Source organism: Enterobacter cloacae complex sp. IR5458 (assembly GCF_049238025.1).
In the GTDB taxonomy this organism is placed as follows: Bacteria; Pseudomonadota; Gammaproteobacteria; order Enterobacterales; family Enterobacteriaceae; genus Enterobacter; species Enterobacter kobei.
Genome location: NZ_JBMKIF010000027.1, coordinates 1 through 26713, shown reverse-complemented (window position 1 = coordinate 26713; position 26713 = coordinate 1). Strand labels below are relative to the sequence as shown.

General features: G+C 55.2%; 23 protein-coding genes and 1 other RNA gene. 18 read left to right on the top strand and 6 right to left on the bottom strand.

What is annotated here, in order from left to right; translation table 11 throughout:
* Nucleotides 1–216 precede the first annotated feature (216 nt).
* The 7 genes from tkt (at nucleotide 217) to ACOTYN_RS19595 (ending at nucleotide 8599) form a co-directional block, all read left to right on the top strand.
* The gene (gene tkt / locus ACOTYN_RS19625; protein ID WP_014885158.1) at nucleotides 217–2208 is read left to right on the top strand and encodes a transketolase; all 1992 of its coding nucleotides are present in this window, start codon (nucleotides 217–219) and stop codon (nucleotides 2206–2208) included.
* Nucleotides 2209–2548: 340 nt separating this feature from the next.
* The gene (gene epd / locus ACOTYN_RS19620) at nucleotides 2549–3568 is read left to right on the top strand and encodes an erythrose-4-phosphate dehydrogenase (protein ID WP_332958540.1); all 1020 of its coding nucleotides are present in this window, start codon (nucleotides 2549–2551) and stop codon (nucleotides 3566–3568) included.
* A gap of 49 nt (nucleotides 3569–3617) precedes the next feature.
* A complete protein-coding gene (gene pgk / locus ACOTYN_RS19615) occupies nucleotides 3618–4781 on the top strand; it encodes a phosphoglycerate kinase (protein ID WP_014885156.1) in 1164 nt (387 codons plus the stop codon).
* Nucleotides 4782–4873: 92 nt separating this feature from the next.
* Nucleotides 4874–5953, top strand: a complete 1080-nt coding sequence (gene fbaA, locus ACOTYN_RS19610; RefSeq protein WP_014885155.1) for a class II fructose-bisphosphate aldolase — start codon at nucleotides 4874–4876, stop codon at nucleotides 5951–5953.
* Between the two features lie 186 nt (nucleotides 5954–6139).
* Nucleotides 6140–6994 (top strand): small-conductance mechanosensitive channel MscS, encoded by an 855-nt coding sequence (gene mscS, locus ACOTYN_RS19605; RefSeq protein WP_071922912.1) that lies wholly within the window; start codon nucleotides 6140–6142, stop codon nucleotides 6992–6994.
* A gap of 145 nt (nucleotides 6995–7139) precedes the next feature.
* The gene (gene argO, locus ACOTYN_RS19600) at nucleotides 7140–7775 is read left to right on the top strand and encodes an arginine exporter ArgO (protein ID WP_023331253.1); all 636 of its coding nucleotides are present in this window, start codon (nucleotides 7140–7142) and stop codon (nucleotides 7773–7775) included.
* Between the two features lie 92 nt (nucleotides 7776–7867).
* Nucleotides 7868–8599, top strand: a complete 732-nt coding sequence (locus ACOTYN_RS19595) for an oxidative stress defense protein (protein WP_014885152.1) — start codon at nucleotides 7868–7870, stop codon at nucleotides 8597–8599.
* 44 nt (nucleotides 8600–8643) lie between these two features.
* On the opposite strand, the gene argP is transcribed toward ACOTYN_RS19595, so the two are convergent.
* Nucleotides 8644–9537, bottom strand: coding sequence for a DNA-binding transcriptional regulator ArgP (gene argP / locus ACOTYN_RS19590; protein WP_008499727.1), 894 nt, complete (start codon nucleotides 9535–9537; stop codon nucleotides 8644–8646).
* 127 nt (nucleotides 9538–9664) lie between these two features.
* On the opposite strand from argP, the gene rpiA reads away from it, so the two are divergent.
* Together rpiA and serA are read left to right on the top strand one after the other, a co-directional pair.
* Complete coding sequence (gene rpiA, locus ACOTYN_RS19585; RefSeq protein WP_014885151.1) at nucleotides 9665–10324, top strand: ribose-5-phosphate isomerase RpiA; 660 nt, start codon at nucleotides 9665–9667, stop codon at nucleotides 10322–10324.
* A gap of 267 nt (nucleotides 10325–10591) precedes the next feature.
* Nucleotides 10592–11824, top strand: coding sequence for a phosphoglycerate dehydrogenase (gene serA / locus ACOTYN_RS19580; RefSeq protein WP_332958537.1), 1233 nt, complete (start codon nucleotides 10592–10594; stop codon nucleotides 11822–11824).
* Between the two features lie 116 nt (nucleotides 11825–11940).
* Here the strand turns inward: serA and ACOTYN_RS19575 are convergent, their stop codons facing one another.
* The 3 genes from ACOTYN_RS19575 to zapA all read right to left on the bottom strand — a co-directional run bounded on the left by ACOTYN_RS19575 (nucleotide 11941) and on the right by zapA (nucleotide 13116).
* Nucleotides 11941–12537 carry a 5-formyltetrahydrofolate cyclo-ligase gene (locus ACOTYN_RS19575; protein WP_045269626.1) on the bottom strand — a complete coding sequence of 199 codons (597 nt, stop codon included), beginning with the start codon at nucleotides 12535–12537 and terminating at the stop codon, nucleotides 11941–11943.
* A gap of 24 nt (nucleotides 12538–12561) precedes the next feature.
* A non-coding RNA gene (ssrS, locus tag ACOTYN_RS19570) (6S RNA) lies at nucleotides 12562–12745 on the bottom strand.
* Nucleotides 12746–12786: 41 nt separating this feature from the next.
* Complete coding sequence (gene zapA, locus ACOTYN_RS19565) at nucleotides 12787–13116, bottom strand: cell division protein ZapA (RefSeq protein WP_006811891.1); 330 nt, start codon at nucleotides 13114–13116, stop codon at nucleotides 12787–12789.
* A gap of 167 nt (nucleotides 13117–13283) precedes the next feature.
* On the opposite strand from zapA, the gene ACOTYN_RS19560 reads away from it, so the two are divergent.
* From ACOTYN_RS19560 to ACOTYN_RS19525, 8 genes are all read left to right on the top strand, one after another.
* Nucleotides 13284–13862, top strand: coding sequence for a YecA family protein (locus tag ACOTYN_RS19560; RefSeq protein WP_014885148.1), 579 nt, complete (start codon nucleotides 13284–13286; stop codon nucleotides 13860–13862).
* A 31-nt stretch (nucleotides 13863–13893) separates the two neighbouring features.
* Nucleotides 13894–15207 (top strand): Xaa-Pro aminopeptidase, encoded by a 1314-nt coding sequence (gene pepP, locus ACOTYN_RS19555; RefSeq protein WP_086527817.1) that lies wholly within the window; start codon nucleotides 13894–13896, stop codon nucleotides 15205–15207.
* Nucleotides 15204–16382 (top strand): 2-octaprenyl-6-methoxyphenyl hydroxylase, encoded by a 1179-nt coding sequence (gene ubiH, locus ACOTYN_RS19550; protein WP_071922913.1) that lies wholly within the window; start codon nucleotides 15204–15206, stop codon nucleotides 16380–16382. Before pepP ends, ubiH begins: the two co-directional genes overlap by 4 nt.
* Before the next feature lie 12 nt (nucleotides 16383–16394).
* Nucleotides 16395–17597: an FAD-dependent 2-octaprenylphenol hydroxylase gene (gene ubiI, locus ACOTYN_RS19545; RefSeq protein WP_023337733.1), complete on the top strand. Its 1203-nt coding sequence runs from the start codon at nucleotides 16395–16397 to the stop codon at nucleotides 17595–17597.
* 397 nt (nucleotides 17598–17994) lie between these two features.
* On the top strand, nucleotides 17995–19089 hold the full coding sequence (gene gcvT / locus ACOTYN_RS19540; protein ID WP_014885144.1) for a glycine cleavage system aminomethyltransferase GcvT: 1095 nt from the start codon (nucleotides 17995–17997) through the stop codon (nucleotides 19087–19089).
* A 23-nt stretch (nucleotides 19090–19112) separates the two neighbouring features.
* Nucleotides 19113–19502: a glycine cleavage system protein GcvH gene (gcvH, locus tag ACOTYN_RS19535; RefSeq protein WP_014885143.1), complete on the top strand. Its 390-nt coding sequence runs from the start codon at nucleotides 19113–19115 to the stop codon at nucleotides 19500–19502.
* A gap of 124 nt (nucleotides 19503–19626) precedes the next feature.
* The gene (gcvP, locus tag ACOTYN_RS19530) at nucleotides 19627–22500 is read left to right on the top strand and encodes an aminomethyl-transferring glycine dehydrogenase (protein ID WP_071922914.1); all 2874 of its coding nucleotides are present in this window, start codon (nucleotides 19627–19629) and stop codon (nucleotides 22498–22500) included.
* A 70-nt stretch (nucleotides 22501–22570) separates the two neighbouring features.
* A complete protein-coding gene (locus ACOTYN_RS19525; RefSeq protein ID WP_014885141.1) occupies nucleotides 22571–23314 on the top strand; it encodes an SDR family oxidoreductase in 744 nt (247 codons plus the stop codon).
* A gap of 88 nt (nucleotides 23315–23402) precedes the next feature.
* Here ACOTYN_RS19525 and ACOTYN_RS19520 read toward each other — a convergent pair whose 3' ends face one another.
* The gene (locus ACOTYN_RS19520) at nucleotides 23403–24836 is read right to left on the bottom strand and encodes a 6-phospho-beta-glucosidase (RefSeq protein WP_332958532.1); all 1434 of its coding nucleotides are present in this window, start codon (nucleotides 24834–24836) and stop codon (nucleotides 23403–23405) included.
* A gap of 116 nt (nucleotides 24837–24952) precedes the next feature.
* Complete coding sequence (locus ACOTYN_RS19515; protein ID WP_014885139.1) at nucleotides 24953–25684, bottom strand: MurR/RpiR family transcriptional regulator; 732 nt, start codon at nucleotides 25682–25684, stop codon at nucleotides 24953–24955.
* A 265-nt stretch (nucleotides 25685–25949) separates the two neighbouring features.
* On the opposite strand from ACOTYN_RS19515, the gene trhA reads away from it, so the two are divergent.
* On the top strand, nucleotides 25950–26609 hold the full coding sequence (trhA, locus tag ACOTYN_RS19510; protein WP_023331242.1) for a PAQR family membrane homeostasis protein TrhA: 660 nt from the start codon (nucleotides 25950–25952) through the stop codon (nucleotides 26607–26609).
* Nucleotides 26610–26713: the final 104 nt, after the last annotated feature.

The following is a 26713-nucleotide window of genomic DNA, read 5'->3' as shown; positions in this document are numbered from 1 at the left end:
AAGCCGGGGCCGGGATAAGTATAAGGAATATCTACAGGCGCGGGCGAGCAGATTGCGCAACATGCGAGCATGATCCAGAGATTTCTTAAGCTGCAAAAGAATGGTCCATGTACATGCCCTGCGGCTTGGGTTACATTGTTGGCACTTTTTTCCGGCGTAGCCCAAAACGCGCTGTCGTCAAGGGCATGGCCTTTAACAGTCCGATCTGGAGTTAAAATGTCCTCACGTAAAGAGCTTGCTAATGCTATTCGTGCGCTGAGCATGGATGCAGTACAGAAAGCCAAATCCGGCCACCCGGGTGCCCCTATGGGTATGGCAGATATCGCCGAAGTCCTGTGGCGTGATTTCCTTAACCACAACCCGCAGAACCCGGCATGGGCTGACCGCGACCGTTTCGTGCTGTCTAACGGCCACGGCTCTATGCTGATCTATAGCCTGCTGCACCTCACTGGCTACGATCTGCCTATTGAAGAGCTGAAAAACTTCCGCCAACTGCACTCCAAAACTCCAGGTCACCCGGAAGTGGGTTACACCGCTGGCGTAGAAACCACCACCGGCCCACTGGGTCAGGGTATTGCTAACGCAGTGGGGATGGCGATTGCTGAGAAGACGCTGGCGGCGCAGTTCAACCGTCCTGGTCATGACATTGTTGACCACTTCACCTACGCGTTCATGGGCGACGGCTGCATGATGGAAGGCATTTCTCATGAAGTGTGCTCCCTGGCAGGTACCCTGAAGCTGGGTAAACTGGTTGCGTTCTATGATGACAACGGCATCTCCATCGACGGTCACGTTGAGGGCTGGTTCACTGACGACACCGCAGCACGTTTCGAAGCCTACGGCTGGCACGTTGTGCGTGGCGTTGATGGCCACGATGCTGACTCGATTAAACGTGCAGTAGAAGAAGCGCGCGCGGTCACCGATAAACCGTCCCTGCTGATGTGCAAAACCATCATCGGCTTCGGTTCTCCGAATAAAGCGGGTACGCATGACTCCCACGGCGCACCGCTGGGCGACGCGGAAATCGCATTGACCCGTGAAGCATTGGGCTGGAAACACCCTGCATTCGAAATTCCATCTGAGATCTATGCTCAGTGGGATGCAAAAGAAGTGGGCCAGGCGAAAGAAGCTGCCTGGAACGAGAAATTCGCCGCCTATGCGAAAGCCTTCCCTCAGGAAGCGGCTGAGTTTACCCGTCGTATGAAAGGCGAAATGCCGTCTGACTTCGACGCGAAAGCGAACGAATTCATCGCTAAGCTGCAGGCGAACCCATCTAAAATCGCCAGCCGTAAAGCGTCCCAGAATGCGATCGAAGCATTTGGTCCATTGCTGCCTGAATTCCTCGGCGGTTCCGCTGACCTGGCGCCATCTAACCTGACTCTGTGGTCTGGTTCTAAGCCAATTAACGAAGACACTGCCGGTAACTACATCCATTACGGTGTACGTGAATTCGGGATGACCGCGATTGCCAACGGTATCTCCCTGCACGGCGGTTTCCTGCCGTACACCTCTACCTTCCTGATGTTCGTAGAGTATGCGCGTAACGCCGTGCGTATGGCTGCGCTGATGAAACAGCGTCAGGTGATGGTCTACACCCACGACTCCATCGGTCTGGGCGAAGATGGCCCAACTCACCAGCCGGTAGAGCAGGTGGCTTCCCTGCGCGTGACTCCGAACATGAGCACCTGGCGTCCATGTGACCAGGTTGAATCTGCGGTAGCGTGGAAATACGGCGTTGAGCGTCAGGACGGCCCAACTGCGCTGATCCTCTCCCGTCAGAACCTGGCACAGCAGGAGCGTACGCCAGAGCAGCTGGCGAACATCGCTCGCGGTGGTTACGTGCTGAAAGACTGTGCAGGCCAGCCTGAGCTGATCTTCATCGCGACCGGTTCTGAAGTTGAACTGGCGGTTGCAGCATGGGAAAAACTGACTGCCGAAGGCGTTAAGGCGCGCGTGGTCTCCATGCCGTCTACCGATGCGTTCGACAAACAGGATGCGGCTTACCGTGAATCTGTTCTGCCTAAAGCGGTTTCTGCGCGTGTGGCAGTGGAAGCGGGTATCGCTGACTACTGGTTCAAATACGTGGGCCTGAATGGCGCTATCGTCGGTATGACCACCTTCGGTGAGTCTGCGCCAGCAGAATTGCTGTTCGAAGAGTTCGGCTTCACCGTTGATAACGTTGTCGCTAAGGCGAAAGAACTGCTGTAATTGCTTGTACGGTGCGGGCTGACGCCCTCACCCCAGCCCTCTCCCACAGGGAGAGGGTGCAAACACTAAAAACGGTAACCTTTGGGTTACCGTTTTGCTTTTACCTCCCCGGCATTATTCCACCGAAAATGTGACGCATGTCATATAGCACGCTTATTCATCTGGACAGCCATTCCTTTTATTCCTCGATTCGCTTATTCTTGCTGAAGCGTTTCAGTCGATTAAATGTTCGACAATTGACCAATCAATCGCAGTTTGTGATAGCAAAGATTCCCCTTCGGGCGTAGCTGGATTACTCTTTCAGCCACCTCAAACTCAGGGATAGCTTTGCAGGAGATCTATGACCGTACGCGTAGCGATTAATGGCTTCGGTCGCATCGGGCGCAACGTGGTTCGTGCTTTATATGAATCCGGGCGTCGTGCGGAAATAACCGTGGTGGCAATCAACGAACTGGCGGATGCTGCGGGCATGGCGCATTTGTTGAAATATGACACCAGCCACGGCCGCTTTGCCTGGGATGTTCGCCAGGAAAGAGAGCAGCTGTTTGTCGGTGACGATGCCATCCGCGTGCTGCATGAAAGCAGTATCGCAGGGCTACCGTGGCGTGAGCTGGGCGTGGATGTGGTGCTCGACTGTACCGGGGTTTACGGCAATCGCGAACATGGCGAAGCTCACCTGGCAGCCGGTGCGAAAAAAGTCCTGTTTTCTCATCCCGGCAGTAACGACCTCGACGCGACCGTCGTGTTTGGCGTCAACCAGCATGAGCTGCAGGCTGAACACCTCATCGTTTCCAACGCCTCCTGTACCACCAACTGCATTATTCCGGTCATCAAACTGTTAGACGATGCGTATGGCATTGAGTCCGGCACCGTGACCACGATTCACTCCGCCATGCACGACCAGCAGGTTATTGATGCCTACCATCCGGATTTACGACGCACTCGCGCGGCGAGCCAGTCAATCATCCCGGTAGATACGAAACTGGCGGCAGGGATCACCCGAATTTTCCCGCAGTTTAATGACAGTTTTGAAGCGATTGCCGTGCGTGTCCCGACGATTAACGTCACCGCAATCGACCTGAGCGTGACGGTGAAAAAACCGGTAAAAGCCTGTGAAGTCAACCTGTTGCTGCAAAAAGCGGCACAGGGAGCATTTCATGGTATAGTTGACTATACGGAATTACCGTTGGTCTCAGTAGATTTTAACCACGACCCGCACAGCGCTATTGTTGATGGCACGCAAACGAGGGTCAGTGGCGCACACCTTATCAAGACGCTGGTCTGGTGTGATAACGAATGGGGCTTTGCTAACCGGATGCTCGACACCACGTTAGCAATGGCCGCTCAAGGTTTCAGGTAAGACGCATCGTGCGTCTGCAAAACTTTAAGAATCAACGAGAGGATTCACCATGTCTGTAATTAAGATGACCGATCTGGATCTGGCTGGTAAACGCGTTTTCATCCGTGCTGATCTGAACGTACCGGTTAAAGAGGGTAAAGTGACCAGCGACGCGCGTATCCGTGCATCCCTGCCAACCATCGAACTGGCTCTGAAGCAGGGCGCGAAAGTGATGGTCACCTCCCACCTGGGTCGTCCTACCGAAGGCGAGTACAACGAAGAGTTCTCTCTGCTGCCAGTGGTTAATTACCTGAAAGACAAACTGTCCAACCCGGTTCGCCTGGTAAAAGATTACCTGGACGGCGTTGAAGTGGCTGCTGGTGAGCTGGTTGTTCTGGAAAACGTTCGCTTCAACAAAGGCGAAAAGAAAGACGACGAAACCCTGTCTAAGAAATACGCTGCACTGTGCGACGTCTTCGTGATGGATGCATTTGGTACGGCGCACCGTGCTCAGGCCTCTACCCACGGTATCGGTAAATTTGCAGACGTAGCATGTGCGGGTCCTCTGCTGGCTGACGAACTGGAAGCACTGGGCAAAGCGCTGAAAGAACCTGCTCGTCCAATGGTCGCTATCGTTGGTGGTTCTAAAGTGTCTACCAAACTGACCGTGCTGGATTCCCTGTCAAAAATCGCTGACCAGCTGATCGTTGGCGGTGGTATCGCGAACACCTTCGTTGCTGCTCAAGGCCACAACGTGGGTAAATCCCTGTACGAAGCGGACCTGGTTGACGAAGCGAAACGCCTGCTGGGCACCTGTGACATCCCGGTTCCAACTGACGTTCGCGTGGCGACCGAGTTCTCCGAAACCGCAACCGCGACCCTGAAATCTGTTAACGACATCAAAGATGAAGAGCAGATTCTGGACCTGGGCGACGTTTCTGCACAGAAACTGGCTGATATCCTGAAAAACGCAAAAACTATCCTGTGGAACGGTCCTGTTGGCGTGTTCGAATTCCCGAACTTCCGCAAAGGGACTGAAATCGTGGCTAACGCTATTGCAGACAGCGAAGCGTTCTCTATCGCAGGCGGTGGTGACACCCTGGCAGCTATCGATCTGTTCGGTATCGCTGACAAGATCTCCTACATCTCCACTGGTGGCGGTGCATTCCTCGAATTCGTGGAAGGCAAAGTACTGCCAGCAGTAGCAATGCTCGAAGAGCGCGCTAAGAAGTAAGCCATTCAAGGGCAGGGAAACCTGCCCAATTTTCAGCGCGCTTATCAGAGCTCGCACCTTTTCTAACGGCCGAAGATACAGGACTAAGCAACATGTCTAAAATTTTTGATTTCGTAAAACCTGGCGTGATCACTGGTGATGACGTACAGAAAGTGTTCCAGGTAGCTAAAGAAAACAACTTCGCTCTGCCAGCAGTTAACTGCGTAGGTACCGACTCCATCAACGCCGTACTGGAAACCGCTGCCAAAGTTAAAGCACCGGTTATCGTTCAGTTCTCTAACGGTGGTGCTGCGTTCATCGCGGGCAAAGGCGTGAAAACTGACATTCCTCAGGGGGCTGCTATCCTGGGCGCTATCTCTGGTGCGCACCACGTACACCAGATGGCTGAGCACTACGGTGTTCCTGTTATCCTGCACACCGACCACTGCGCGAAGAAACTGCTGCCGTGGATCGACGGTCTGCTGGACGCGGGTGAAAAACACTTCGCAGCCACCGGTAAACCACTGTTCTCTTCTCACATGATCGACCTGTCTGAAGAGTCACTGCACGAAAACATCGAAATCTGCTCTAAGTACCTGGCGCGCATGGCCAAAATGGGCATGACTCTGGAAATCGAACTGGGTTGCACCGGTGGTGAAGAAGACGGCGTGGACAACAGCCACATGGACGCTTCTGCCCTGTACACCCAGCCAGAAGACGTTGATTACGCGTACACCGAGCTGAGCAAAATCAGCCCACGCTTCACCATTGCAGCGTCCTTCGGTAACGTACACGGCGTTTACAAACCAGGTAACGTGGTTCTGACTCCAACCATCCTGCGTGATTCTCAGGAATACGTTTCTAAGAAACACAACCTGCCTCACAACAGCCTGAACTTCGTCTTCCACGGCGGTTCCGGTTCTTCTGCTCAGGAAATCAAAGACTCCGTCAGCTACGGTGTTGTGAAAATGAACATCGATACCGACACCCAGTGGGCTACCTGGGACGGTATCCTGCAGTACTACAAAGCTAACGAAGCTTACCTGCAGGGTCAGCTGGGCAACCCGAAAGGCGAAGACCAGCCGAACAAGAAATACTACGATCCACGCGTATGGCTGCGCGCTGCACAGACTTCAATGATTACTCGTCTGGAGCAGGCATTCAAAGAACTGAACGCGGTAGACGTTCTGTAATTTGAGCTGCTGAAAGCGTTAAAAGGCCCGCAATAGCGGGCCTTTTTTTATGCTTTTTCAATATCCTGCAATACCTGTTTTTGTGATCTGCTTGGCAATACGCGTACTTTTTGTTTACCCTTTACTGACCTGCCTGTCTCCATGGGGGATGGATTTAGTGTTTTGGTTTAACAAAAGGAAGAATAAATGGAACAACTCGATGTTGTAGACAGCATCAATAACGCCGGTAACTGGCTGGTGCGCAACCAGGCACTGCTGCTGAGTTATGCGGTGAACATCGTTGCGGCAATTGCCATCATCATCGTCGGGATGATCGTGGCGCGCATTGTGTCGAACGCCGTCAACCGTGTGATGGTCGCGCGACACATTGATGCTACCGTGGCTGATTTCCTCTCCGCGCTGGTGCGTTACGGCATTATCGCCTTTACGCTGATTGCGGCGCTGGGACGTGTTGGCGTACAGACGGCATCCGTTATCGCCGTGCTCGGTGCCGCCGGTCTGGCCATTGGTCTGGCATTGCAGGGTTCGCTGTCAAACCTCGCGGCTGGCGTGCTGCTGGTGACTTTCCGTCCATTCCGCTCTGGCGAATACGTTGACCTTGGAGGAATAGCCGGGACCGTATTGCAAGTGCAGATTTTCTCAACCACCCTGCGTACCGTTGATGGTCGTATCGTGGTGGTGCCGAACGGCAAAATCATCGCAGGCAATATCATCAACTTCTCCCGCGAACCGGTGCGTCGTAACGAGCTGATTATCAGCGTAGCGTACGACTCTGATATCGATCAGGTGAAGTCACTGATTAGCAACATCATTGCCTCTGACGATCGTATTCTGAAGGATAAAGAGCAGACTATACGCCTGAACGAACTGGGCGCGTCCTCTATCAACTTCGTGGTGCGTATCTGGAGCAAAAGCAGCGATCTGCAAAACGTATACTGGGACGTGCTGGAACGTATTAAGCGTGAGTTTGACGCCAACGGCATCAGCTTCCCGTATCCGCAGATGGACGTAAACGTCAAAAAAGTCAAAGAAGCAGAGTAACGTCACACCCAGGCCCGGTAAGCGTCAGCGCCACCGGGCTTTACTTTTATAAGCCCCGCTAATCCCCAATTAATATTATCCATTTCCTCTAATGTGATTCGCGCAGTATAGTCTGCATCCAGAACATTACTGTGAGAATTTCGTCATGTTATCCTATTACTTTCAAGGGCTTGCTTTAGGTGCGGCCATGATCCTTCCCCTCGGTCCCCAGAATGCGTTCGTGATGAACCAGGGTATTCGCCGCCAGTATCATCTGATGATTGCCCTGTTGTGCGCGGTGAGCGATTTGCTGCTGATCTGCGCCGGGATTTTTGGCGGGAGTGCACTTCTGATGCAGTCGCCGTGGCTGCTGGCGCTGGTGACCTGGGGCGGTGTGGCCTTCCTGCTGTGGTACGGATTCGGTGCGTTGAAAACGGCGATGAGCAGTAACCTCGAACTGGCAAGCGCTGAAGTGATGAAGCAGGGGCGCTGGAAGATTATCGTCACCATGCTGGCGGTGACCTGGCTTAACCCGCATGTCTATCTGGATACCTTCGTGGTGCTGGGTAGCCTCGGCGGACAGCTGGACGTTGAGCCTAAACGCTGGTTTGCGTTGGGAACCGTCAGCGCGTCGTTCCTGTGGTTCTTCGGTCTTGCGATTCTGGCGGCGTGGCTGGCGCCACGACTGCGGACCGCCAAAGCCCAGCGCATCATTAATACGCTGGTCGGTCTGGTGATGTGGTTTATCGCTTTCCAGCTGGCGAAAGAGGGCGTTCATCATGTTCAGGGTTTGTTCAACTAAGCGTTGTCTTATGGACAACTGAGCCAGACCCGCTAAGCTTGCTGGCATGCGCCCTGTTTCTGGGGCACTCTTCGCAACATGGAGGAATGACAGTGAAGTTTAAAGTGATGGCCCTGGCGGCATTAGTGAGTTTAGGTGCGGTGTCGGCGCAGGCGAGTGAACTGCCGGATGGCCCGCACATTGTCACGTCAGGCACCGCAAGCGTGGACGCGGTACCGGATGTTGCAACCCTGGCAATTGAAGTCAACGTGGCTGCAAAAGATGCCGCCTCTGCCAAAAAACAGGCGGACGACCGCGTTGCGCAATATCTCTCCTTCCTGGAACAGAACGGTGTCGCCAAGAAAGACATCAGCTCTGCTAACCTGCGTACCCAACCGGATTACGACTACCAGAACGGCAAAAGCATCCTGAAAGGCTACCGTGCCGTGCGTACGGTTGAAGTGACCGTGCGTCAGTTGGACAAGCTGAATTCACTGCTGGATGGTGCGCTGAAGGCTGGTCTGAACGAAATCCGTTCCGTGTCGCTGGGCGTTGCGCAACCGGAGAAATACAAAGACGAAGCGCGTAAAGCGGCGATTGATGATGCCATTCACCAGGCTGAACAGCTGGCGTCCGGCTTCAAGAGCAAGCTTGGCCCGGTATACAGCGTGCGTTACCACGTCTCTAACTATCAGCCAAGCCCGATGGTACGGATGATGAAGGCTGACGCGGCACCGGTTTCTGCGCAGGAAACTTACGAGCAGCCAACCATTCAGTTCGACGATCAGGTGGATGTGGTGTTCCAGCTGGAGCCCGTTGCAGCACAGCCGAAACCGGCTCAGTAACCTGTAGGCCGGGTAAGGCGTAGCCGCCACCCGGCTTTTTCTTTTTAATCCTGTCTCAACACCTTATGCCCATACGCCAGCAGTGCATCGGTGACGTTGCGCATCATGCGGCTTTCCGGCGCAAAACGATGCCAGTAGAGCATCCGGCGCTGATACAGCCCCGGCGTTAAATCAATCAACTCACCGCTTTTCAACTCTTTCTCAATCTGCAGATGCGGGATCATACAGCAGGTAGTGCCCTGACGCGCAAGCTGCACAAAAGCTTCAGACGAGTTGACGATATGGCACGGCACGCTGCCCGGCGGCAGGTCAAAGTTCTGCTGCAGGAACGCCTGATGCATATCGTCCAGATGGTCAAACGCCACGGCAGGCGCCTTCAGCAGCGCGGCGCGGGTGACGCCGTTAGGGAAGTAGCGCTCCGCAAAGGCTTTTGAACCTACAAACAGGTAGTCCAGCGCCCCCAGTTGATCCACCAGGCAGCTTGGCAGCGCCTGAGGCTGAATACTGACCGCCCCAACAACTTCACCGCGACGCAGACGTTCCTGGGTACGGGTTTCATCTTCAACCTGTAGATTCAGGCGAATCGGGGAGTCGGCCAGGACCGGGGCAAGGGCGGGCAGTAACCAGGTTGCCAGACTGTCGGCGTTGACCGCCAGAGAGAGCAGCAGCGGCGTGGAGCCCGTTTGTTCGTCACCCAGCCACTCGTCTTCCAGCAGCTCAACCTGGCGCAGCAGGGCGAGGAGCTTTTGACCTTGCTCCGTTGGGCGAGGCGGCACGGTACGCACCAGCAGCGGCTGCCCGAACATGTTTTCAAGCTGTTTGATACGCTGTGATACGGCGGACTGGGTGATACACAGCTTTTGCGCTGCGCGCTCAAAACCGCGTTCACGAATAACTGCATCAAGTGCCTGTAGTGTTCTGTAGTCCGGACGTTTCATTGCTCTGGCTGGCTCCTAAATTTTGCTTAATCTGCACTATGACACAATTTTCCCTTTGTGGCAGACGAAATCCATTCGACGTGTTCTATAATGCGCCCTGAGTTTTCACACCACAGGCAAAACGATCATGACGCAGGATGAACTGAAAAAAGCAGTAGGATGGGCCGCTCTCCAGTACGTACAGCCAGGTACCATTGTCGGTGTTGGTACGGGGTCAACGGCGGCACACTTTATCGATGCGCTGGGCACGATGAAGGGGCAGATCGAGGGCGCGGTTTCGAGCTCTGATGCGTCCACGGAAAAGCTGAAAAGCCTCGGCATTACCGTTTTCGATCTCAACGAAGTGGATCGTCTTGGGATTTACGTTGATGGCGCAGACGAAATCAACGGCCACATGCAGATGATCAAAGGCGGTGGCGCAGCGCTGACCCGTGAAAAGATCATCGCTTCCGTTGCAGACAAATTTATCTGCATCGCTGACGCCTCCAAGCAGGTCGATATTCTGGGTAATTTCCCGCTGCCGGTCGAAGTGATCCCGATGGCGCGTAGTGCGGTTGCCCGTCAGCTGGTGAAGCTGGGTGGTCGTCCGGAATACCGTCAGGGTGTGGTCACTGATAACGGTAACGTGATCCTCGACGTGCACGGCCTGGAAATTCTCGACGCGATTGCCCTGGAAAATGCGATTAACGCTATTCCAGGCGTTGTCACCGTAGGGCTGTTCGCCAACCGTGGCGCGGATGTGGCGCTGATCGGCACCGCTGACGGTGTGAAAACCATCGTAAAATGATCTGACGGGGGGAGCGCTCCCCCCGCTAAAAAATTTTTGAAAAGCTAAATTCGGTGACTTGTGTCACGTTCTTCCACCTCTTTTGCCGATCCTGCCACGTTTGTAAATTTCCTTAGCATTTTGCTCTGCCATTTTGCCCTGTATGACTTTTCTTCAGAGTGCCGACGCAAACGTTCATATTGCTGCAATAGTTTTTTTTGATATGTTGGCTACAGCGGATTTCAATCCAGCACAACATCAGTTCAGATAAAAAACAGGGTCGGGGAAATGGCAAAGGTATCACTGGAGAAAGACAAGATTAAATTCCTGCTGGTCGAGGGCGTGCATCAGAAAGCGCTTGATAGCCTTCGTGCGGCGGGTTACACCAACATCGAATTTCACAAGGGCGCGCTCGATACCGAAGAGCTGAAAGCGTCCATCCGTGATGCCCATTTCATTGGCCTGCGATCCCGTACTCAACTGACGGAAGACGTTATTGCTGCGGCGGAGAAGCTGGTTGCGATTGGCTGTTTCTGCATCGGTACCAACCAGGTTGATCTGAATGCTGCCGCCAAACGCGGTATCCCGGTATTTAACGCCCCGTTCTCCAACACCCGTTCCGTGGCGGAGCTGGTGATTGGCGAATTACTGCTGCTGCTGCGCGGTATTCCGGAGGCTAACGCCAAAGCGCACCGCGGCGTGTGGAACAAACTGGCTGCGGGCTCATACGAAGCGCGCGGTAAAAAACTGGGTATCATCGGCTATGGCCACATCGGTACTCAGCTGGGGATTCTGGCGGAATCTCTGGGGATGCACGTCTACTTTTACGATATCGAAAGCAAGCTGCCGCTAGGGAATGCGACGCAGGTGCAGCATCTCTCTGACCTGCTGAACATGAGCGACGTGGTAAGCCTGCATGTGCCGGAAAATGCGTCCACCAAAAACATGATGGGTACAGAAGAGCTGGCGCTGATGAAACCGGGCTCACTGCTGATCAACGCTGCACGCGGTACTGTGGTCGACATCCCTGCGCTGTGCGATGCTCTGAAGCGTAAGCATCTGGCGGGGGCGGCCATTGACGTGTTCCCGACGGAGCCTGCCACCAACAGCGATCCGTTTAACTCTCCGCTCTGCGAATTCGACAACGTGATCCTGACGCCACACATCGGCGGGTCTACTCAGGAAGCGCAGGAGAATATCGGCCTTGAAGTGGCGGGTAAGCTGAGCAAATACTCCGACAACGGTTCCACGCTCTCTGCGGTGAACTTCCCGGAAGTGTCTCTGCCGCTGCACGGTGGTCGCCGTCTGCTGCACATCCACGAAAACCGTCCTGGCGTGCTGACGGCTATCAACCAAATCTTTGCCGAGCAGAGCGTCAACATTGCCGCCCAGTACCTGCAAACCAACTCGCAGATGGGTTACGTGGTGATTGATATCGAAGCGGATGAAGATGTTGCCGAGAAAGCGCTGCAGAGCATGAAAGCGATTCCGGGGACGATTCGCGCGCGTCTGCTTTACTGATGGTGTCGGGTGGCGAGGTAAATGCAAAACGGTAACTATCGTTACCGTTTTTTTTTGTTTTCACCCTCTCCCTGTGGGAGAGGGCTGGGGTGAGGGCATCAGGCTGCACGCCTGTTTCACCACTCCCACAACGTCGATGGCGTCACTACCGCCGGCAACGGCACATCCCATTTCTCCACGGGCAACGCCTCCACGCCCTGACAATCATGCGCGTAACCCACCGGCTGCAACCCGTACTGCTGCCAGTTTTGCAGCGTCCGGTCGTAAAAACCGCCGCCCATTCCTAAGCGCTGGCCCTGTTCATCAAACGCCACCAGCGGCGTAATCAGCACGTCCAGCTGTGACAGCGGGAGCACGTCGCGCACGTCGAGTTTGGGCTCGGTAATTTTCAGACGATTCACCACCAGCTCGCTGTGCGGATGGTAGTGCAGAAACAGAAGATTGCCTTTGCTAAAAGGATGCAGCACCGGCAGATAAACCTTCTTCCCGGCGCGCCAGAGCTGGTCGATAAGTGGTTGGGTATCGAGCTCGCCATCAAACGACAGGAACAGAGCGACCGTGTTAGCCATAACCACCGGGGGCCACGCCATCATGCGGGCGGCGGCCTGCTGGGCAAAATGCGACTGTTGTTCAGCCGTAAGTGCACGACGACGCTGGCGAATAAGTTGACGGATATCCTGGCGTGAGGCAGAAACTTCAGGGAATTGAGTCATGGTAGTAGGTAGAAGAAGAAAGAGGGAATCTCCGAGATGCCGCCGCAGGCTGTAACCCTTGAACCCTTGGTTCAAGGTGAATGTGTCGTCATAGTTTTAAGGCTTCTCGGACGGACCGAGCATGCTCACCAACCATGGAGCGCCACATTCTTGTGGTATGAAATATCGGCTCAGGGGACTGGCCCGCTTGCGAACATCTCAGAGAAATTTTGTCTTCACAGTTACTCTACCATAGTCAACTGAGAAGTGTTATTCAAACTTTGGTCCCGGTCTTTCGGGATTGCGACCTTGATCAAGCAATGCCTGTTCTATGGTCTGCTGGAGCATTTTAATGCGCTGCTCCATGCTAGCCGCGTAGTCGCGGGTCTTCGCTTTTTCCTGAGTCAGTTCATAGCTGATGTTCAACGCGGCGATGAAAACCAGCTGCTCAGTATTTGTGACTCTAGTGCGTTCTTTTAGATCTTGCAACCGCTGATTCAAATCGTCCGCAGCCTGATTCAAAGCATCCCTTTGTTCAGGCGGACAATTCACTCGCAGTGAACGGCCAAAAATCTGGAGATCGACGGGTTGTGCAGACATGCCACCTTCCTGCTGATTGACTGCGCTGCCTTCGCTTACTGCCCCGGGGGCTGCGAAGGGGCGACACTATAGCTACCCTGATGTGAAGATACAAGCCCTTTTCTGGTATCACCAGGGTCCAAAGTGGTAGCATATCATGAATATCCTCCCTTTGATGACGAATGCGTATGTCTATACAGAACGAAATGCCTGGTTACAAGGATTTAAACCAGTTACTGAACCAGCAGGGAGTCGGACTTACCCCTGCCGAAATGCACGGTCTGATCAGCGGCATACTGTGCGGCGGAAACAGCGACAGCTCATGGCAGCCGCTGATCCACGACCTCACGAACGAAGGGCTGGCGTTTGGCCACGAGCTGGCAGAATCGCTGCGTAAAATGCATGCGGCAACCAGTGATTCGCTGGAGGACGATGGCTTCCTTTTTCAGCTTTATCTGCCTGAAGGTGATGACGTCAGCGTCTTCGATCGTGCCGATGCGCTCGCGGGTTGGGTAAACCACTATCTGCTTGGCCTGGGCGTAACCCAGCCTAAGCTTGATAAAGTGACCGGCGAAGCGGGTGAAGCGATCGACGATCTGCGTAACATCGCCCAGCTCGGCTACGATGAAGAGGAAGACCAGGAAGAGCTGGAAATGTCCCTCGAAGAGATTATTGAGTACGTGCGCGTGGCGGCGCTGCTGTGCCACGACAACTTTACGCGCTCACAGCCGACCGCGCCGGAAGTTCGTAAGCCAACCTTACATTAAGAAAAATAACGCACAGGAGGGTGTCATGGTTATCTCGCAACAAGAGTATTTGCGCCGTCGTCAGGCGCTGCTGGCAAAAATGCAGCCCGGCAGTGCGGCGCTGATTTTTGCCGCGCCGGAAGTGACGCGCAGTGCCGACAGCGAATACCCCTATCGCCAGAATAGCGATTTCTGGTACTTCACCGGCTTTAACGAGCCGGAAGCGGTCCTGGTGCTGATTAAGAGTAATGACACCCACAACCACAGCGTGATTTTTAACCGCGTACGCGATTTAACCGCTGAAATCTGGTTTGGCCGCCGCTTAGGGCAAGAGGCCGCACCGGAGAAGCTGGGCGTCGACCGCGCGCTGGCGTTTAGCGAAATCAATCAGCAGCTCTATCAGTTGCTCAACGGCCTCGACGTGCTTTATCACGCGCAGGGCGAATATGCGTACGCCGATGAGATTGTTTTCACCGCTCTGGATAAGCTGCGCAAAGGCTCGCGTCAGAATCTGTCCGCGCCGGCCACGCTGACGGACTGGCGTCCGGTGGTGCATGAGATGCGCCTGTTCAAATCTGAAGAAGAGCTGAACGTGATGCGCCGCGCTGGCGAAATCAGCGCCCTGGCACACACCCGCGCCATGGAAAAATGCCGTCCTGGTCTGTTCGAATACCAGCTGGAAGGCGAAATTCACCACGAATTTAACCGTCACGGCGCGCGCTTCCCGTCATACAACACCATTGTCGGCGGCGGGGAGAACGGCTGCATTCTGCATTACACCGAAAACGAAAGTGCGCTGCGCGATGGCGATCTGGTGCTGATTGACGCCGGTTGCGAATATCAGGGCTACGCGGGTGACATCACCCGTACTTTCCCGGTGAACGGTAAGTTCTCGCCCGCGCAACGAGCAATTTATGACATCGTTCTCGAATCACTTGAAACGGCGCTCACGCTGTATCGCCCGGGCACGTCCATTCAGGAGGTGACCGGCGAAGTTGTGCGCATCATGATCACCGGACTGGTGAAGCTTGGCATCCTGAAAGGCGACGTGGACACCCTGATCGCCGAAAATGCGCATCGTCCGTACTTTATGCACGGCCTGAGCCACTGGCTGGGGCTGGATGTGCATGATGTGGGGGCGTACGGTACCGACCGTTCACGCGTGCTGGAACCGGGCATGGTGCTGACCGTCGAGCCGGGGCTGTATATCGCGCCGGATGCCGATGTGCCCGAAGCGTACCGCGGAATTGGCATTCGTATTGAAGATGACATCGTCATCACCGAAACCGGTAACGAAAACCTGACCGCGAGCGTGGTGAAACACGCAGACGATATCGAGGCGCTGATGGCAGCGGCACGCGTATGAGCGTGATTATCGTTGGCGGCGGCATGACCGGTGCCACCCTGGCACTGGCGATCTCGCATTTGACGAAGGGGCGGCTTCCGGTGCATCTCGTTGAGGCGGTTGCACCACAAACGAAGAATCACCCCGGCTTTGATTCTCGCGCCATTGCCCTGGCGCAGGGAACCTGCCAACAGCTTTCCCGAATTGGCATCTGGCAGGCGATTGCCGACTGCGCCACCGCCATTCATACCGTGCATGTGAGCGATCGCGGCCATGCCGGGTTTGTGACGCTGGATGCCCATGATTATCGTATTGACGCCCTGGGTCAGGTCGTTGAACTCCATGATGTTGGCCTGCGCCTGTTCCGTCTGTTGCAGGACGCGCCAGGCGTGACCCTGCATTGTCCGTCACGCGTTGCGAGCTTTATCCGCAGTGAAGAAACGGTCAGCGTGACGCTGGATAATGGCACCGTTCTCGACGGCCAGCTTCTTGTGGCGGCGGACGGGTCGCGCTCGGCGCTCGCAACCCAGTGCGGCGTTGAGTGGCAGCAGAAGCCTTACGGGCAGGTTGCGGTCATTGCGAACGTCTCTACTGCCGCAGAACACAACGGCCGGGCGTTTGAGCGCTTCACGCAGCACGGTCCGCTGGCGATGCTGCCGATGTCGGATGGTCGCTGCTCGCTGGTCTGGTGCCATCCGCAGGAAAAGGCGGAAGACGTTAAGGCCTGGTCCGACGAACGTTTTTGCAGTGAACTGCAGAAAGCGTTTGGCTGGCGGCTGGGTCGCATTACCCATGCGGGAAAACGTGCGGTATACCCGCTGTCGTTAACTACCGCATCACAGTCTGTTTCGCACCGCGTGGCGCTGGTCGGCAACGCCGCGCAAACGCTTCACCCCATCGCGGGTCAGGGTTTTAATCTGGGTCTGCGGGATGTGATGAGCCTGGCCGAAGCGCTTTCGCAAGCGTGGAGCGAACAGAAAGATTGCGGCGCATACCCGGTACTCAGCCATTACCAGAAGCGACGTCAGGCCGATAAAGAGGCGACAATCGGCGTTACCGATGGTTTAGTCCATCTCTTTGCCAATCGCTGGGCGCCGCTGGTTGCCGGTCGCAACCTCGGGCTGATGGCGATGGAACTGTTCATTCCGGCACGCGACGTGCTGGCGCAGCGGACCCTGGGTTGGGTCGCGCGTTAAGGAGTTATCACTGTGCAAAATGTTGATGTTGCCATCGTTGGCGGCGGAATGGTTGGACTGGCCCTGGCCTGCGGATTACAAGGCAGCGGCCTGCGTGTGGCCGTGCTGGAGCAAAAGCAGCCTCAGCCCGTCGCACCTGATGCCCCGCCGGAACTCCGCGTGTCGGCAATAAATGCGGCCAGCGAAAAGCTGCTGACGCGCCTTGGCGTCTGGTCAGATATCGTAGCCCAGCGTGCGAGCTGCTATCACGGCATGGAGGTATGGGACAAAGACAGCTTTGGTCATATTGCTTTTGATGACGAAAGCATGGGCTATAGCCATCTGGGTCACATCATTGAGAATGCGGTGATCCACCACGCGCTGTGGCAGAAAGCTCAGCAGTGCAGCGACGTAACGCTGGTTGCGCCTGCGCAAATCCAGCAGGTTGCGTGGGGCGAAAACGAGGCGTTTATCACCCTGCAAAGTGGCGATATGCTCACCGCGCGTCTGGTGGTCGGTGCCGATGGCGCTAACTCCTGGCTGCGCAATAAAGCGGATATTCCGCTGACCTACTGGGATTACCGCCATCATGCCATGGTGGCGACGATCCGTACCCAAGAGCCGCACGGCGGCGTGGCGCGCCAGATTTTCCACAACGACGGCATTCTGGCATTCCTGCCGTTAAGCGATCCGCATCTCTGCTCAATTGTCTGGTCTCTGGTGCCGGAAAAAGCGCAGCAGATGCAGGAGGCGACGCCAGAGGCCTTTAACCAGGCACTGTGCGTGGCGTTTGATAACCGTCTGGGGCTTTGTACTCTTGAGAGCGAGCGTCAGGTCTTCCCCTTAACCGGACGCTATGCGCGTCAGTTTGCCGCGCACCGTCTGGCGCTGGTGGGCGACGCGGCCCATACCATTCATCCGCTGGCCGGGCAGGGCGTTAATCTCGGCTTTATGGATGCGGCGGAGCTGGTAGAAGAGCTGCGTCGTCTGCAGCGAGAGGGTAAAGATATTGGGCAGCATGTGTATCTGCGTCGCTACGAGCGCAGCCGCAAGCACAGTGCGGCGATGATGCTTGCAGGCATGCAGGGCTTCCGTGAGCTGTTTGCCGGGGCAAATCCGGCGAAAAAACTGCTGCGTGATATTGGGCTCAAGCTCGCCGATACCCTCCCTGGCGTCAAACCTCAACTCCTGCGTCAGGCGATGGGTCTTAACGACCTGCCGGACTGGCTGAAATAAAATAGACCCCCGTCACACTTTCTTTTCCCGGCCTCTGTGCCGGGAAAATTCCCTCGTTTGAAATATTCTAATTCCACGTCATTTTTCGCATTAGATAATCTAATGTCATGATTTTTATGTGACGGAAATTCGGCCCGTTTTTCCGCATGAAATATCACCATGTGCTAAATCCTGTTAGATTATTGTTAATTTTGTGCGGGGTTAATCGCATTTTTCCAGTGAATAACTCTGTAGGCTTTTCAGCGTTTTTTGGTCATAAGCTAATGTGATGACCCGTTTTACCTTATGGTTAACCGCCGGTTTCGGTGGTAAGTTCAGGTAAAAGAGAACGTTTGCGTCGGCATTCGGAAACGAGGCCGATACCGGGTTTCACGGTGAATTTTTCAACGAGGACAAGATGGCTCAACAGACTCCTTTGTACGAACAGCACGTGTTATGCGGCGCCCGCATGGTGGATTTCCATGGCTGGATGATGCCGCTGCACTACGGCTCGCAAATTGATGAGCACCACGCGGTGCGCACCGATGCCGGTATGTTCGACGTGTCCCACATGACAATTGTCGATCTGCGCGGTAGCCGCACCCGGGAGTTTCTACGTTATCTGCTGGCGAACGATGTCGCGAAGCTGAAGACACCGGGGAAAGCGCTCTATACCGGTATGCTGAACGCCTCGGGTGGCGTGATTGATGACCTTATCGTCTACTACTTCACCGAAGACTTCTTCCGCCTCGTTGTAAACTCCGCCACCCGCGAAAAAGACCTCTCCTGGATCACCCAACACGCCGAACCTTATGCCATCGACATCACCGTCCGTGACGATCTGTCGCTGATTGCCGTGCAGGGGCCGAACGCGCAGGCGAAAGCCGCGTCTCTGTTCAGCGACGAGCAGCGTAAAGCCACCGAAGGGATGAAGCCCTTCTTTGGCGTGCAGGCGGGCGATCTGTTTATTGCCACGACCGGCTATACCGGTGAAGCGGGCTATGAAATTGCCATGCCAAACGAGAAAGCAGCTGATTTCTGGCGTGCGCTGGTGGAAGCGGGCGTGAAGCCGGCTGGCCTGGGCGCGCGCGATACGCTGCGCCTTGAAGCGGGGATGAACCTCTACGGTCAGGAGATGGACGAAGGCGTCTCTCCGCTGGCGGCCAACATGGGCTGGACCATCGCATGGGAACCCGCTGACCGTGAGTTTATTGGCCGCGAAGCGCTGGAAATGCAGCGCGAGAAGGGCACTGAACAGCTGGTTGGTCTGGTGATGAAGGAAAAAGGCGTGCTGCGCGGAGAACTGCCGGTGCGTTTTACCGATGCCGACGGCAATCCGCGCGAAGGCGTGATCACCAGCGGGTCCTTCTCCCCGACGCTGGGCTACAGTATTGCACTGGCTCGCGTGCCGGCGGGCATTGGCGAGACGGCGGTGGTGCAAATCCGCAACCGCGAAATGCCGGTCAACGTGACCAAACCGATTTTTGTTCGCGCCGGTAAGCCGGTCGCCTAACTATTTTTATCAGGAGAACTTCAATGAGCAATGTGCCAGCAGAACTGAAATACAGCAAAGAACACGAGTGGCTGCGCAAAGAGGCGGACGGCACTTACACCGTAGGGATCACCGAGCATGCGCAGGAGCTGCTGGGCGACATGGTGTTTGTTGACCTGCCGGAAGTGGGCGCAACCGTGAGCGCGGGCGATGACTGCGCCGTGGCGGAGTCCGTTAAAGCAGCATCCGATATCTACGCACCGGTAAGCGGTGAAATTGTGGCCGTGAACGACGCGCTGAGCGATTCGCCGGAGCTGGTGAACAGCGAGCCTTATGAAGGTGGCTGGATCTTCAAGATCAAAGCCAGTGACGAATCTCAGGTTGCCGCGCTGCTGGATGCGACCGCGTACGAAGCCCTGTTAGAAGACGAGTAAGCCATTATCCCTCTCCCCATTGGGGAGAGGGCAGGGGTGAGGGTGCCCATCTTCCCCTCACCCTAACCCTCTCCCGAGGGGAGAGGGAACTTAAATTCACTGCACGTTTCAGGAACCATCGCTCATGACACAGACTTTAAGCCAGCTTGAAAACCGTGGCGCTTTCATTGAACGTCACATTGGGCCGGATGCTCAGCAACAGCAGGAGATGCTGAAAACGGTTGGCGCGGATTCATTAAACGCACTGATCGGCCAGATCGTGCCAAAAGACATCCAGCTTGCCACGCCGCCTCAGGTGGGAGAAGCCACCACGGAATTCGCCGCACTGGCGGAGCTGAAGGCCATCGCTGGCCTTAACAAGCGCTATAAGTCTTACATTGGCATGGGCTACACCAACGTGCAGTTACCGCCGGTTATCCTGCGTAATATGCTGGAAAACCCGGGCTGGTACACCGCCTATACCCCGTATCAGCCGGAAGTGTCCCAGGGCCGTCTGGAAGCGCTGCTGAACTTCCAGCAGGTGACGCTCGACCTGACCGGGATGGATATCGCTTCCGCCTCGTTGCTGGATGAAGCGACCGCGGCAGCTGAAGCCATGGCGATGGCAAAACGCGTCAGCAAGCTGAAAAATGCCAACCGCTTCTTCGTGGCGGCGGACGTGCATCCGCAGACGCTGGACGTGGTGCGTACCCGTGCGGAAACCTTTGGTTTTGACGTGATTGTCGACGACGCTGACAAAGTGCTGGATCACCAGGACGTCTTTGGTGTGCTGTTACAGCAGGTGGGTACCACCGGCGAAGTGCATGATTACAGCGCACTGATTGCCGAGCTGAAATCCCGCAAAGTGGTGGTCAGCGTTGCCGCTGATTTTATGGCGCTGGTGCTGCTGACGGCTCCGGGCAAACAGGGTGCGGATATTGTATTCGGCTCGGCCCAGCGTTTCGGCGTGCCGATGGGCTACGGCGGACCGCACGCGGCATTCTTTGGCGCGAAAGATGAATTTAAACGTTCCATGCCGGGCCGCATTATTGGCGTATCGAAAGATGCCGCCGGTAACACCGCGCTGCGCATGGCGATGCAGACTCGCGAGCAGCATATCCGCCGCGAGAAAGCGAACTCTAATATCTGTACTTCTCAGGTTCTGCTGGCAAACATCGCCAGCCTGTACGCCGTCTTCCACGGCCCGGTTGGGCTGAAACGCATTGCCAGCCGCATCCACCGTCTGGCTGATATTCTGGCCTGTGGCCTGCAGCAGAAAGGCCTGAAGCTGCGTCATGAGCACTACTTCGACACGCTGTGCGTTGACGTCGCAGATAAAGCGGCGGTGCTGGCACGTGCGGATGCCGCACAAATTAACCTGCGTAGCGACATTCATCACGCCGTGGGCATCACCCTTGATGAATCCACCACGCGCGACGATATCGTCAACCTGTTTAATGTCGTGCTGGGCGATGCGCACGGTCTGGATATTGATGCGCTGGACAAAGAGGTCGCGCATGACAGCCGCTCTATTCAGGAGAGCATGCTGCGCAATGACGCTATCCTGACGCATCCTGTGTTCAACCGTTATCACAGCGAAACCGAGATGATGCGTTATATGCACTCTCTGGAGCGCAAAGATCTGGCGCTGAACCAGGCGATGATCCCGCTGGGCTCGTGCACCATGAAGCTGAACGCCGCGGCAGAAATGATCCCTATCACCTGGCCTGAGTTCTCCGAGCTGCACCCGTTCTGCCCGCCAGAGCAGGCGGAAGGATATCATGTCATGATCAACCAGCTTTCCGACTGGCTGGTGAAACTGACCGGTTATGACGCGCTCTGTATGCAGCCGAACTCCGGCGCGCAGGGTGAATATGCGGGGCTGCTGGCAATCCGTCACTATCACGAAAGCCGTAACGAAGGCCACCGTGATATCTGCCTGATCCCGAGCTCTGCCCACGGCACCAACCCGGCGTCTGCCCAGATGGCGGGCATGGAAGTGGTGGTCGTGGCGTGTGATAAGAACGGTAACATCGACCTGGCCGACCTGCGCGCGAAAGCCGAGCAGGCGGGCGATAAGCTCTCCTGCATCATGGTGACCTACCCGTCGACTCACGGCGTGTACGAAGAAACCATCCGCGAAGTGTGTGAAGTGGTGCATCAGTTCGGCGGTCAGGTGTACCTCGACGGCGCGAACATGAATGCTCAGGTGGGCATTACCTCTCCGGGCTTCATCGGCGCGGACGTGTCGCACCTGAACCTGCACAAAACCTTCTGCATCCCACACGGTGGTGGCGGTCCGGGCATGGGGCCTATCGGCGTGAAAGCGCATCTGGCGCCGTTCGTGCCGGGTCACAGCGTCGTGCAGATAGAAGGTATGCTGACCCGTCAGGGCGCGGTCTCTGCTGCACCGTTCGGTAGCGCTTCAATCCTGCCAATCAGCTGGATGTACATCCGCATGATGGGCGCGGAAGGGCTGAAACAGGCAAGCCAGGTCGCGATCCTGAATGCTAACTATATTGCGACTCGCCTGAAGTCGGCCTTCCCGGTGCTTTACACCGGTCGCGATGGGCGTGTGGCGCACGAGTGCATCCTCGATATTCGTCCGCTGAAAGAAGCGACGGGTATCAGCGAACTGGATATCGCCAAGCGTCTGATCGACTACGGCTTCCACGCGCCAACCATGTCGTTCCCGGTTGCGGGTACGCTGATGGTGGAGCCAACGGAGTCTGAAAGCAAAGCCGAGCTGGACCGCTTTATTGACGCGATGCTGGCCATCCGCATGGAGATAGACCGCGTGCAGGACGGCGAATGGACGCTGGAAGATAACCCGTTGATTAACGCTCCGCACACCCAGCACGAGATGGTGGCCGAGTGGAATCACGGTTATTCCCGTGAACTGGCTGTCTTCCCGGCAGGCGTGGCGAATAAATACTGGCCGACCGTGAAGCGTCTTGATGACGTATACGGCGACCGTAACCTGTTCTGCTCCTGTGTGCCGATGAGCGAATACCAGTAATTGTTTTGCTGTAGTAACGTAAGCCGGGTAAGGCGAAGCCGCCACCCGGCTTTTTTATTGGGAGAAGACAATGGCAATTGCACTGGTCACCGGCGCCAGCCGCGGCATTGGCAAAGCCACCGCGCTGCAACTGGCTCGCGAAGGTTATACCGTGGCGGTGAACTATCACCACAATATCAAAGCCGCAAAGGACGTCATCAATCAGATCGTTGAGGCGGGTGGAAAAGCATTTGCCCTGCGTGCAGACATTAGCGATGAAGCGCAGGTCATGGCCATGTTTGACAGCCTCGATCGCGAAGGTGAGCCCCTTACCGCGCTGGTCAATAATGCAGGCATTCTGTTTGAGCAATCCACTATTGAAAATCTGTCCGCTGAACGCATTAATCGCGTGCTGAGCACCAACGTCACGGGCTATTTTCTCTGCTGCCGTGAGGCGGTAAAGCGCATGTCGCACAAACATGGCGGCAAGGGTGGCGCGATTGTCAATGTCTCCTCTGCCGCGTCTCGTCTGGGCGCGCCGGGGGAGTATGTCGATTACGCGGCCTCCAAAGGCGCGGTAGATTCCCTGACTACCGGATTATCGCTGGAGGTCGCGGCGCAGGGTATCCGCGTAAACTGCGTGCGGCCCGGGCTGATTTATACCGATATTCACGCGTCTGGTGGGGAGCCGGGGCGGGTGGATCGCGTGAAATCGTTACTGCCGATGCAGCGCGGCGGCCAGCCGGAAGAGGTCGCGCAGGCGATAGTCTGGCTGCTGAGCGAGAAGGCGTCATACGTGACGGGCAGTTTTATTGAACTGGCGGGCGGGAAATAAACGCCGGGTGGCGGCTTCGCCTTACCCGGCCTACGATTCGCAGGTTTTGTAGGCCGGTGCAAGCGTAGCGCCGCCCGGCGTTATGGCGTTAAAGTTGCTCGCCGTTGCTGGCAATCACGCCTTTATACCATTCGAAGCTTTTCTTACGGGAACGCGACATGTCGCCGGTGCCGTCGTCGTGTTTATTGACGTAGATAAAACCGTAGCGCTTGCTGTACTGGCCGGTAGTGAATGACACGCAGTCAATGCAGCCCCATGGCGTATAACCCATCAGATCCACGCCATCGTGGGTGACGGCTTTGATCATCTCTTCAACGTGGGCGAGCAGGTAGTCGATACGATAGTCATCGTTGATGCTGCCATCCTCTTCCACCTTATCGTAGGCACCGAAGCCGTTTTCCACGATAAACAGCGGCTTCTGATAGCGTTCGTACAGTTCGCACAGGGAATAACGCAGGCCCACCGGGTCAATCTGCCAGCCCCAGTCGGACGCCTTGACGTGCGGATTAGGTACGCTGCCCTCGAAGCCAGAAATCGCGTCACCGGTGCCACCTTCCGCTTTCACCGCATTGGTCATGTAGTAGCTGAAGCCCAGGTAGTCGCAGGTACCTTCGCGGAGGATCTGCTCATCGCCTGCGTCCATTTTGATGGAGAAACCGCGGCGCTCCCATTCATTCAGTACGTAAGACGGATAGTAGCCACGCAGCTGAACATCGGTAAAGACATAGCGCTCGCGCATGGATTCCTGGGCGAACATCACGTCTTCCGGTTTGCAGGAGAACGGATAGAGCGCCACCATGGCCAACATGCAGCCGACTTTCATCTCCGGATTGATACGGCGCGCGACTTTCACCGCCAGGGCACTCGCCACAAACTGGTGGTGCAGCACCTGGTACATGGTCTCTTCCGGATTTTCATGTTCGGTATAGACCACGCCTGAGCAGCAATAACCAAAGAGCGGCGCACGCCAGTTACGCTGGTTGTTGATTTCATTGAAGGTCATCCAGTATTTGACCTTGTGCTTGTAGCGCTCAAAAACCACTTCCGCGAAGCGTACAAAGAAATCGACCACTTTACGGTTGGTCCAGCTGCCGTACTCCTGCACCAGGTGCAGCGGCATTTCGAAGTGGGAGAGGGTGATCACCGGCTCGATGTTGTATTTCAGCAGCTCATCGAACATGTCGTCATAGAACTTCAGCCCTTCCTCGTTTGGCTGCGTTTCGTCTCCTTTCGGGAAGATGCGCGTCCAGGCAATCGAGGTGCGGAAACATTTGAAGCCCATCTCGGCAAACAGCTTGATATCTTCTTTGTAGTGGCCGTGGAAATCGATGGCCTCGTGATTTGGGTAGTATTTACCCGGCACTACGTCCTGCGTGATTTCGCGCGGCACGCCGTGCGCCCCGCCGGTCAGTACGTCGCAGATGCTCGGCCCTTTGCCGCCTTTGTCCCAGCCGCCTTCAACCTGATGCGCCGCAACGGCACCGCCCCATAGAAAATCTTTCGGTAAGGTCAATTTTTTCATCGCTGCTATTCTCAATAAATGACGTATTGGTTTTGAGTCTAGCAAAGCGAAATTGAATGTCACGATATAACAATTCGCGGAAATTGTGATTTGTCACATCAAAAAAACAGGATGTTTTATTCCGCCAGTTTCTTCGCCAGTTTGCGTCCGAGAGATTCCAGAATATAGATAACGGGGATTTGTGTGGTGATGTCGTAGACGCCTGCAATACGCGTCTGGGGAACGTGCCAGGAGAGATTAAAGTCCGCCAGTTTTGCCAGGCGCGAGTGTTCATGGCTGGTAATGGAGAGAACCTTGCAGTGATGCAGGCTGAACTGGCTGGCGAAGCGCAGGATCTCCTCGGTCTCGCCCGACACAGAGAGCACAATTGCCAGTGCATTTTTCGCCATATCATTGGTGACCGGGAAATAAGGATCATCAATATGGTTGCTGAATTTTCCGATATTCGAAAAGAAACGGGCACCGTATTTTGCCAGCGATCCTGATGTCCCTGCGCCGACAAATATAATTCGCTCCGAAGAGAGAATGATATTTACCGCGTCATCCAGTAAAGCGTCGAACTCTTCATTATTCACGCTTTTAAAGAAACTGATAATTTCGCTGGCGCCGAAATTCGCCTGCTGAGGTTCGTTCTGTTCAAGATAGAGCTTAAAGCGCACGCGAAACTCAGAATACCCTTCACAGTTGAGCTTACGGCAAAAGCGCAGGATGGTGGTGGTTGAGACGCCCGCCGCATCCGCCAGTTCGCGGATGGTCATGTACATCACTTTGTCACGGTTTTTAATGACATAGTTGTAGACCATCATCTCCAGGTTATTGAGACTGGCAATGGCGGAGTGGGTGAACATACTCACAGTGGCAAAACTCTCATTCAGACCTCGTTTAACCATCATAACATGCAGCCAGACGGCAGGATCTAATTTTATGCTATTGATTCGTAAAGCATAAATTTTAATGTGAACAAATGTCAGGTGAAAAATATATCTATGTTTTTGATTTTTATTGTAAAAAAATCACATTGAAAATATTTTAGCTAACAGGTGTTCACTGGAATCATTCTCAGTTAGCATAGACATGCGATGAATAATCATCTTTAGTTTCCCGGAGTTTTGTATGGCGAGCAGACCATTAATCGCACAGGGATATTCACTGGCGGAGGAAGTAGCCAACAGCATCAGCCATGGCATTGGCCTGGTGTTTGGGATAGTCGGTTTAGTGTTATTGCTGGTACAGGCGGTTGATACCAATGCCAGCGCGATGGCGATTACCAGCTATAGCCTGTATGGCGGAAGCATGATCCTGTTATTCCTGGCGTCGACGCTCTATCACGCGATTCCGCATCAACGGGCCAAGATATGGCTCAAGAAATTTGACCACTGTGCTATCTATCTGCTTATTGCAGGAACCTATACGCCTTTTCTGCTGGTGGGGCTCAACTCGCCGCTGTCGCGCGGACTGATGATTGTCATCTGGAGTCTGGCGCTGCTGGGGATCCTCTTCAAGCTAACCATTGCACACCGGTTTAAAGTGTTGTCACTGGTGACCTATCTGACCATGGGGTGGTTGTCGCTGATTGTGGTGTATCAACTGGCGATTAAGCTGGCGGTTGGCGGGGTTACGTTGCTGGCAGTGGGAGGCGTAGTGTACTCGCTGGGCGTCATTTTCTACGTCTGCAAGCGCATTCCATACAATCATGCCATCTGGCATGGTTTTGTACTGGGCGGCAGCGTGTGCCATTTTTTGGCAATTTATTTGTATGTGGGGCAGGTGTAGTTTGTTGTCGGGTGGCGGCTTCGCCTTACCCGACCGACGGGATCGGTAGGCCCGGTAAGCGCAGGGTATGAACCGGAAACATGGGTAACACTTTAGACCGGATA

What these genes read in the sequence shown, in the direction of transcription:
- serA (WP_332958537.1), top strand. Translation starts at nt 10,592, where the DNA reads ATGGCAAAGGTATCACTGGAGAAAGACAAGATTAAATTCCTGCTGGTC.
- gcvH (WP_014885143.1), top strand. Translation starts at nt 19,113, where the DNA reads ATGAGCAATGTGCCAGCAGAACTGAAATACAGCAAAGAACACGAGTGG.
- mscS (WP_071922912.1), top strand. Translation starts at nt 6,140, where the DNA reads ATGGAACAACTCGATGTTGTAGACAGCATCAATAACGCCGGTAACTGG.
- rpiA (WP_014885151.1), top strand. Translation starts at nt 9,665, where the DNA reads ATGACGCAGGATGAACTGAAAAAAGCAGTAGGATGGGCCGCTCTCCAG.
- tkt (WP_014885158.1), top strand. Translation starts at nt 217, where the DNA reads ATGTCCTCACGTAAAGAGCTTGCTAATGCTATTCGTGCGCTGAGCATG.
- ACOTYN_RS19575 (WP_045269626.1), bottom strand. Translation starts at nt 12,537, where the DNA reads ATGACTCAATTCCCTGAAGTTTCTGCCTCACGCCAGGATATCCGTCAA.
- ACOTYN_RS19560 (WP_014885148.1), top strand. Translation starts at nt 13,284, where the DNA reads ATGTCTATACAGAACGAAATGCCTGGTTACAAGGATTTAAACCAGTTA.
- ACOTYN_RS19520 (WP_332958532.1), bottom strand. Translation starts at nt 24,836, where the DNA reads ATGAAAAAATTGACCTTACCGAAAGATTTTCTATGGGGCGGTGCCGTT.
- argO (WP_023331253.1), top strand. Translation starts at nt 7,140, where the DNA reads ATGTTATCCTATTACTTTCAAGGGCTTGCTTTAGGTGCGGCCATGATC.
- gcvT (WP_014885144.1), top strand. Translation starts at nt 17,995, where the DNA reads ATGGCTCAACAGACTCCTTTGTACGAACAGCACGTGTTATGCGGCGCC.
- pgk (WP_014885156.1), top strand. Translation starts at nt 3,618, where the DNA reads ATGTCTGTAATTAAGATGACCGATCTGGATCTGGCTGGTAAACGCGTT.
- trhA (WP_023331242.1), top strand. Translation starts at nt 25,950, where the DNA reads ATGGCGAGCAGACCATTAATCGCACAGGGATATTCACTGGCGGAGGAA.
- argP (WP_008499727.1), bottom strand. Translation starts at nt 9,537, where the DNA reads ATGAAACGTCCGGACTACAGAACACTACAGGCACTTGATGCAGTTATT.
- fbaA (WP_014885155.1), top strand. Translation starts at nt 4,874, where the DNA reads ATGTCTAAAATTTTTGATTTCGTAAAACCTGGCGTGATCACTGGTGAT.
- gcvP (WP_071922914.1), top strand. Translation starts at nt 19,627, where the DNA reads ATGACACAGACTTTAAGCCAGCTTGAAAACCGTGGCGCTTTCATTGAA.
- zapA (WP_006811891.1), bottom strand. Translation starts at nt 13,116, where the DNA reads ATGTCTGCACAACCCGTCGATCTCCAGATTTTTGGCCGTTCACTGCGA.
- ACOTYN_RS19515 (WP_014885139.1), bottom strand. Translation starts at nt 25,684, where the DNA reads ATGTTCACCCACTCCGCCATTGCCAGTCTCAATAACCTGGAGATGATG.
- ubiH (WP_071922913.1), top strand. Translation starts at nt 15,204, where the DNA reads ATGAGCGTGATTATCGTTGGCGGCGGCATGACCGGTGCCACCCTGGCA.
- epd (WP_332958540.1), top strand. Translation starts at nt 2,549, where the DNA reads ATGACCGTACGCGTAGCGATTAATGGCTTCGGTCGCATCGGGCGCAAC.
- ACOTYN_RS19525 (WP_014885141.1), top strand. Translation starts at nt 22,571, where the DNA reads ATGGCAATTGCACTGGTCACCGGCGCCAGCCGCGGCATTGGCAAAGCC.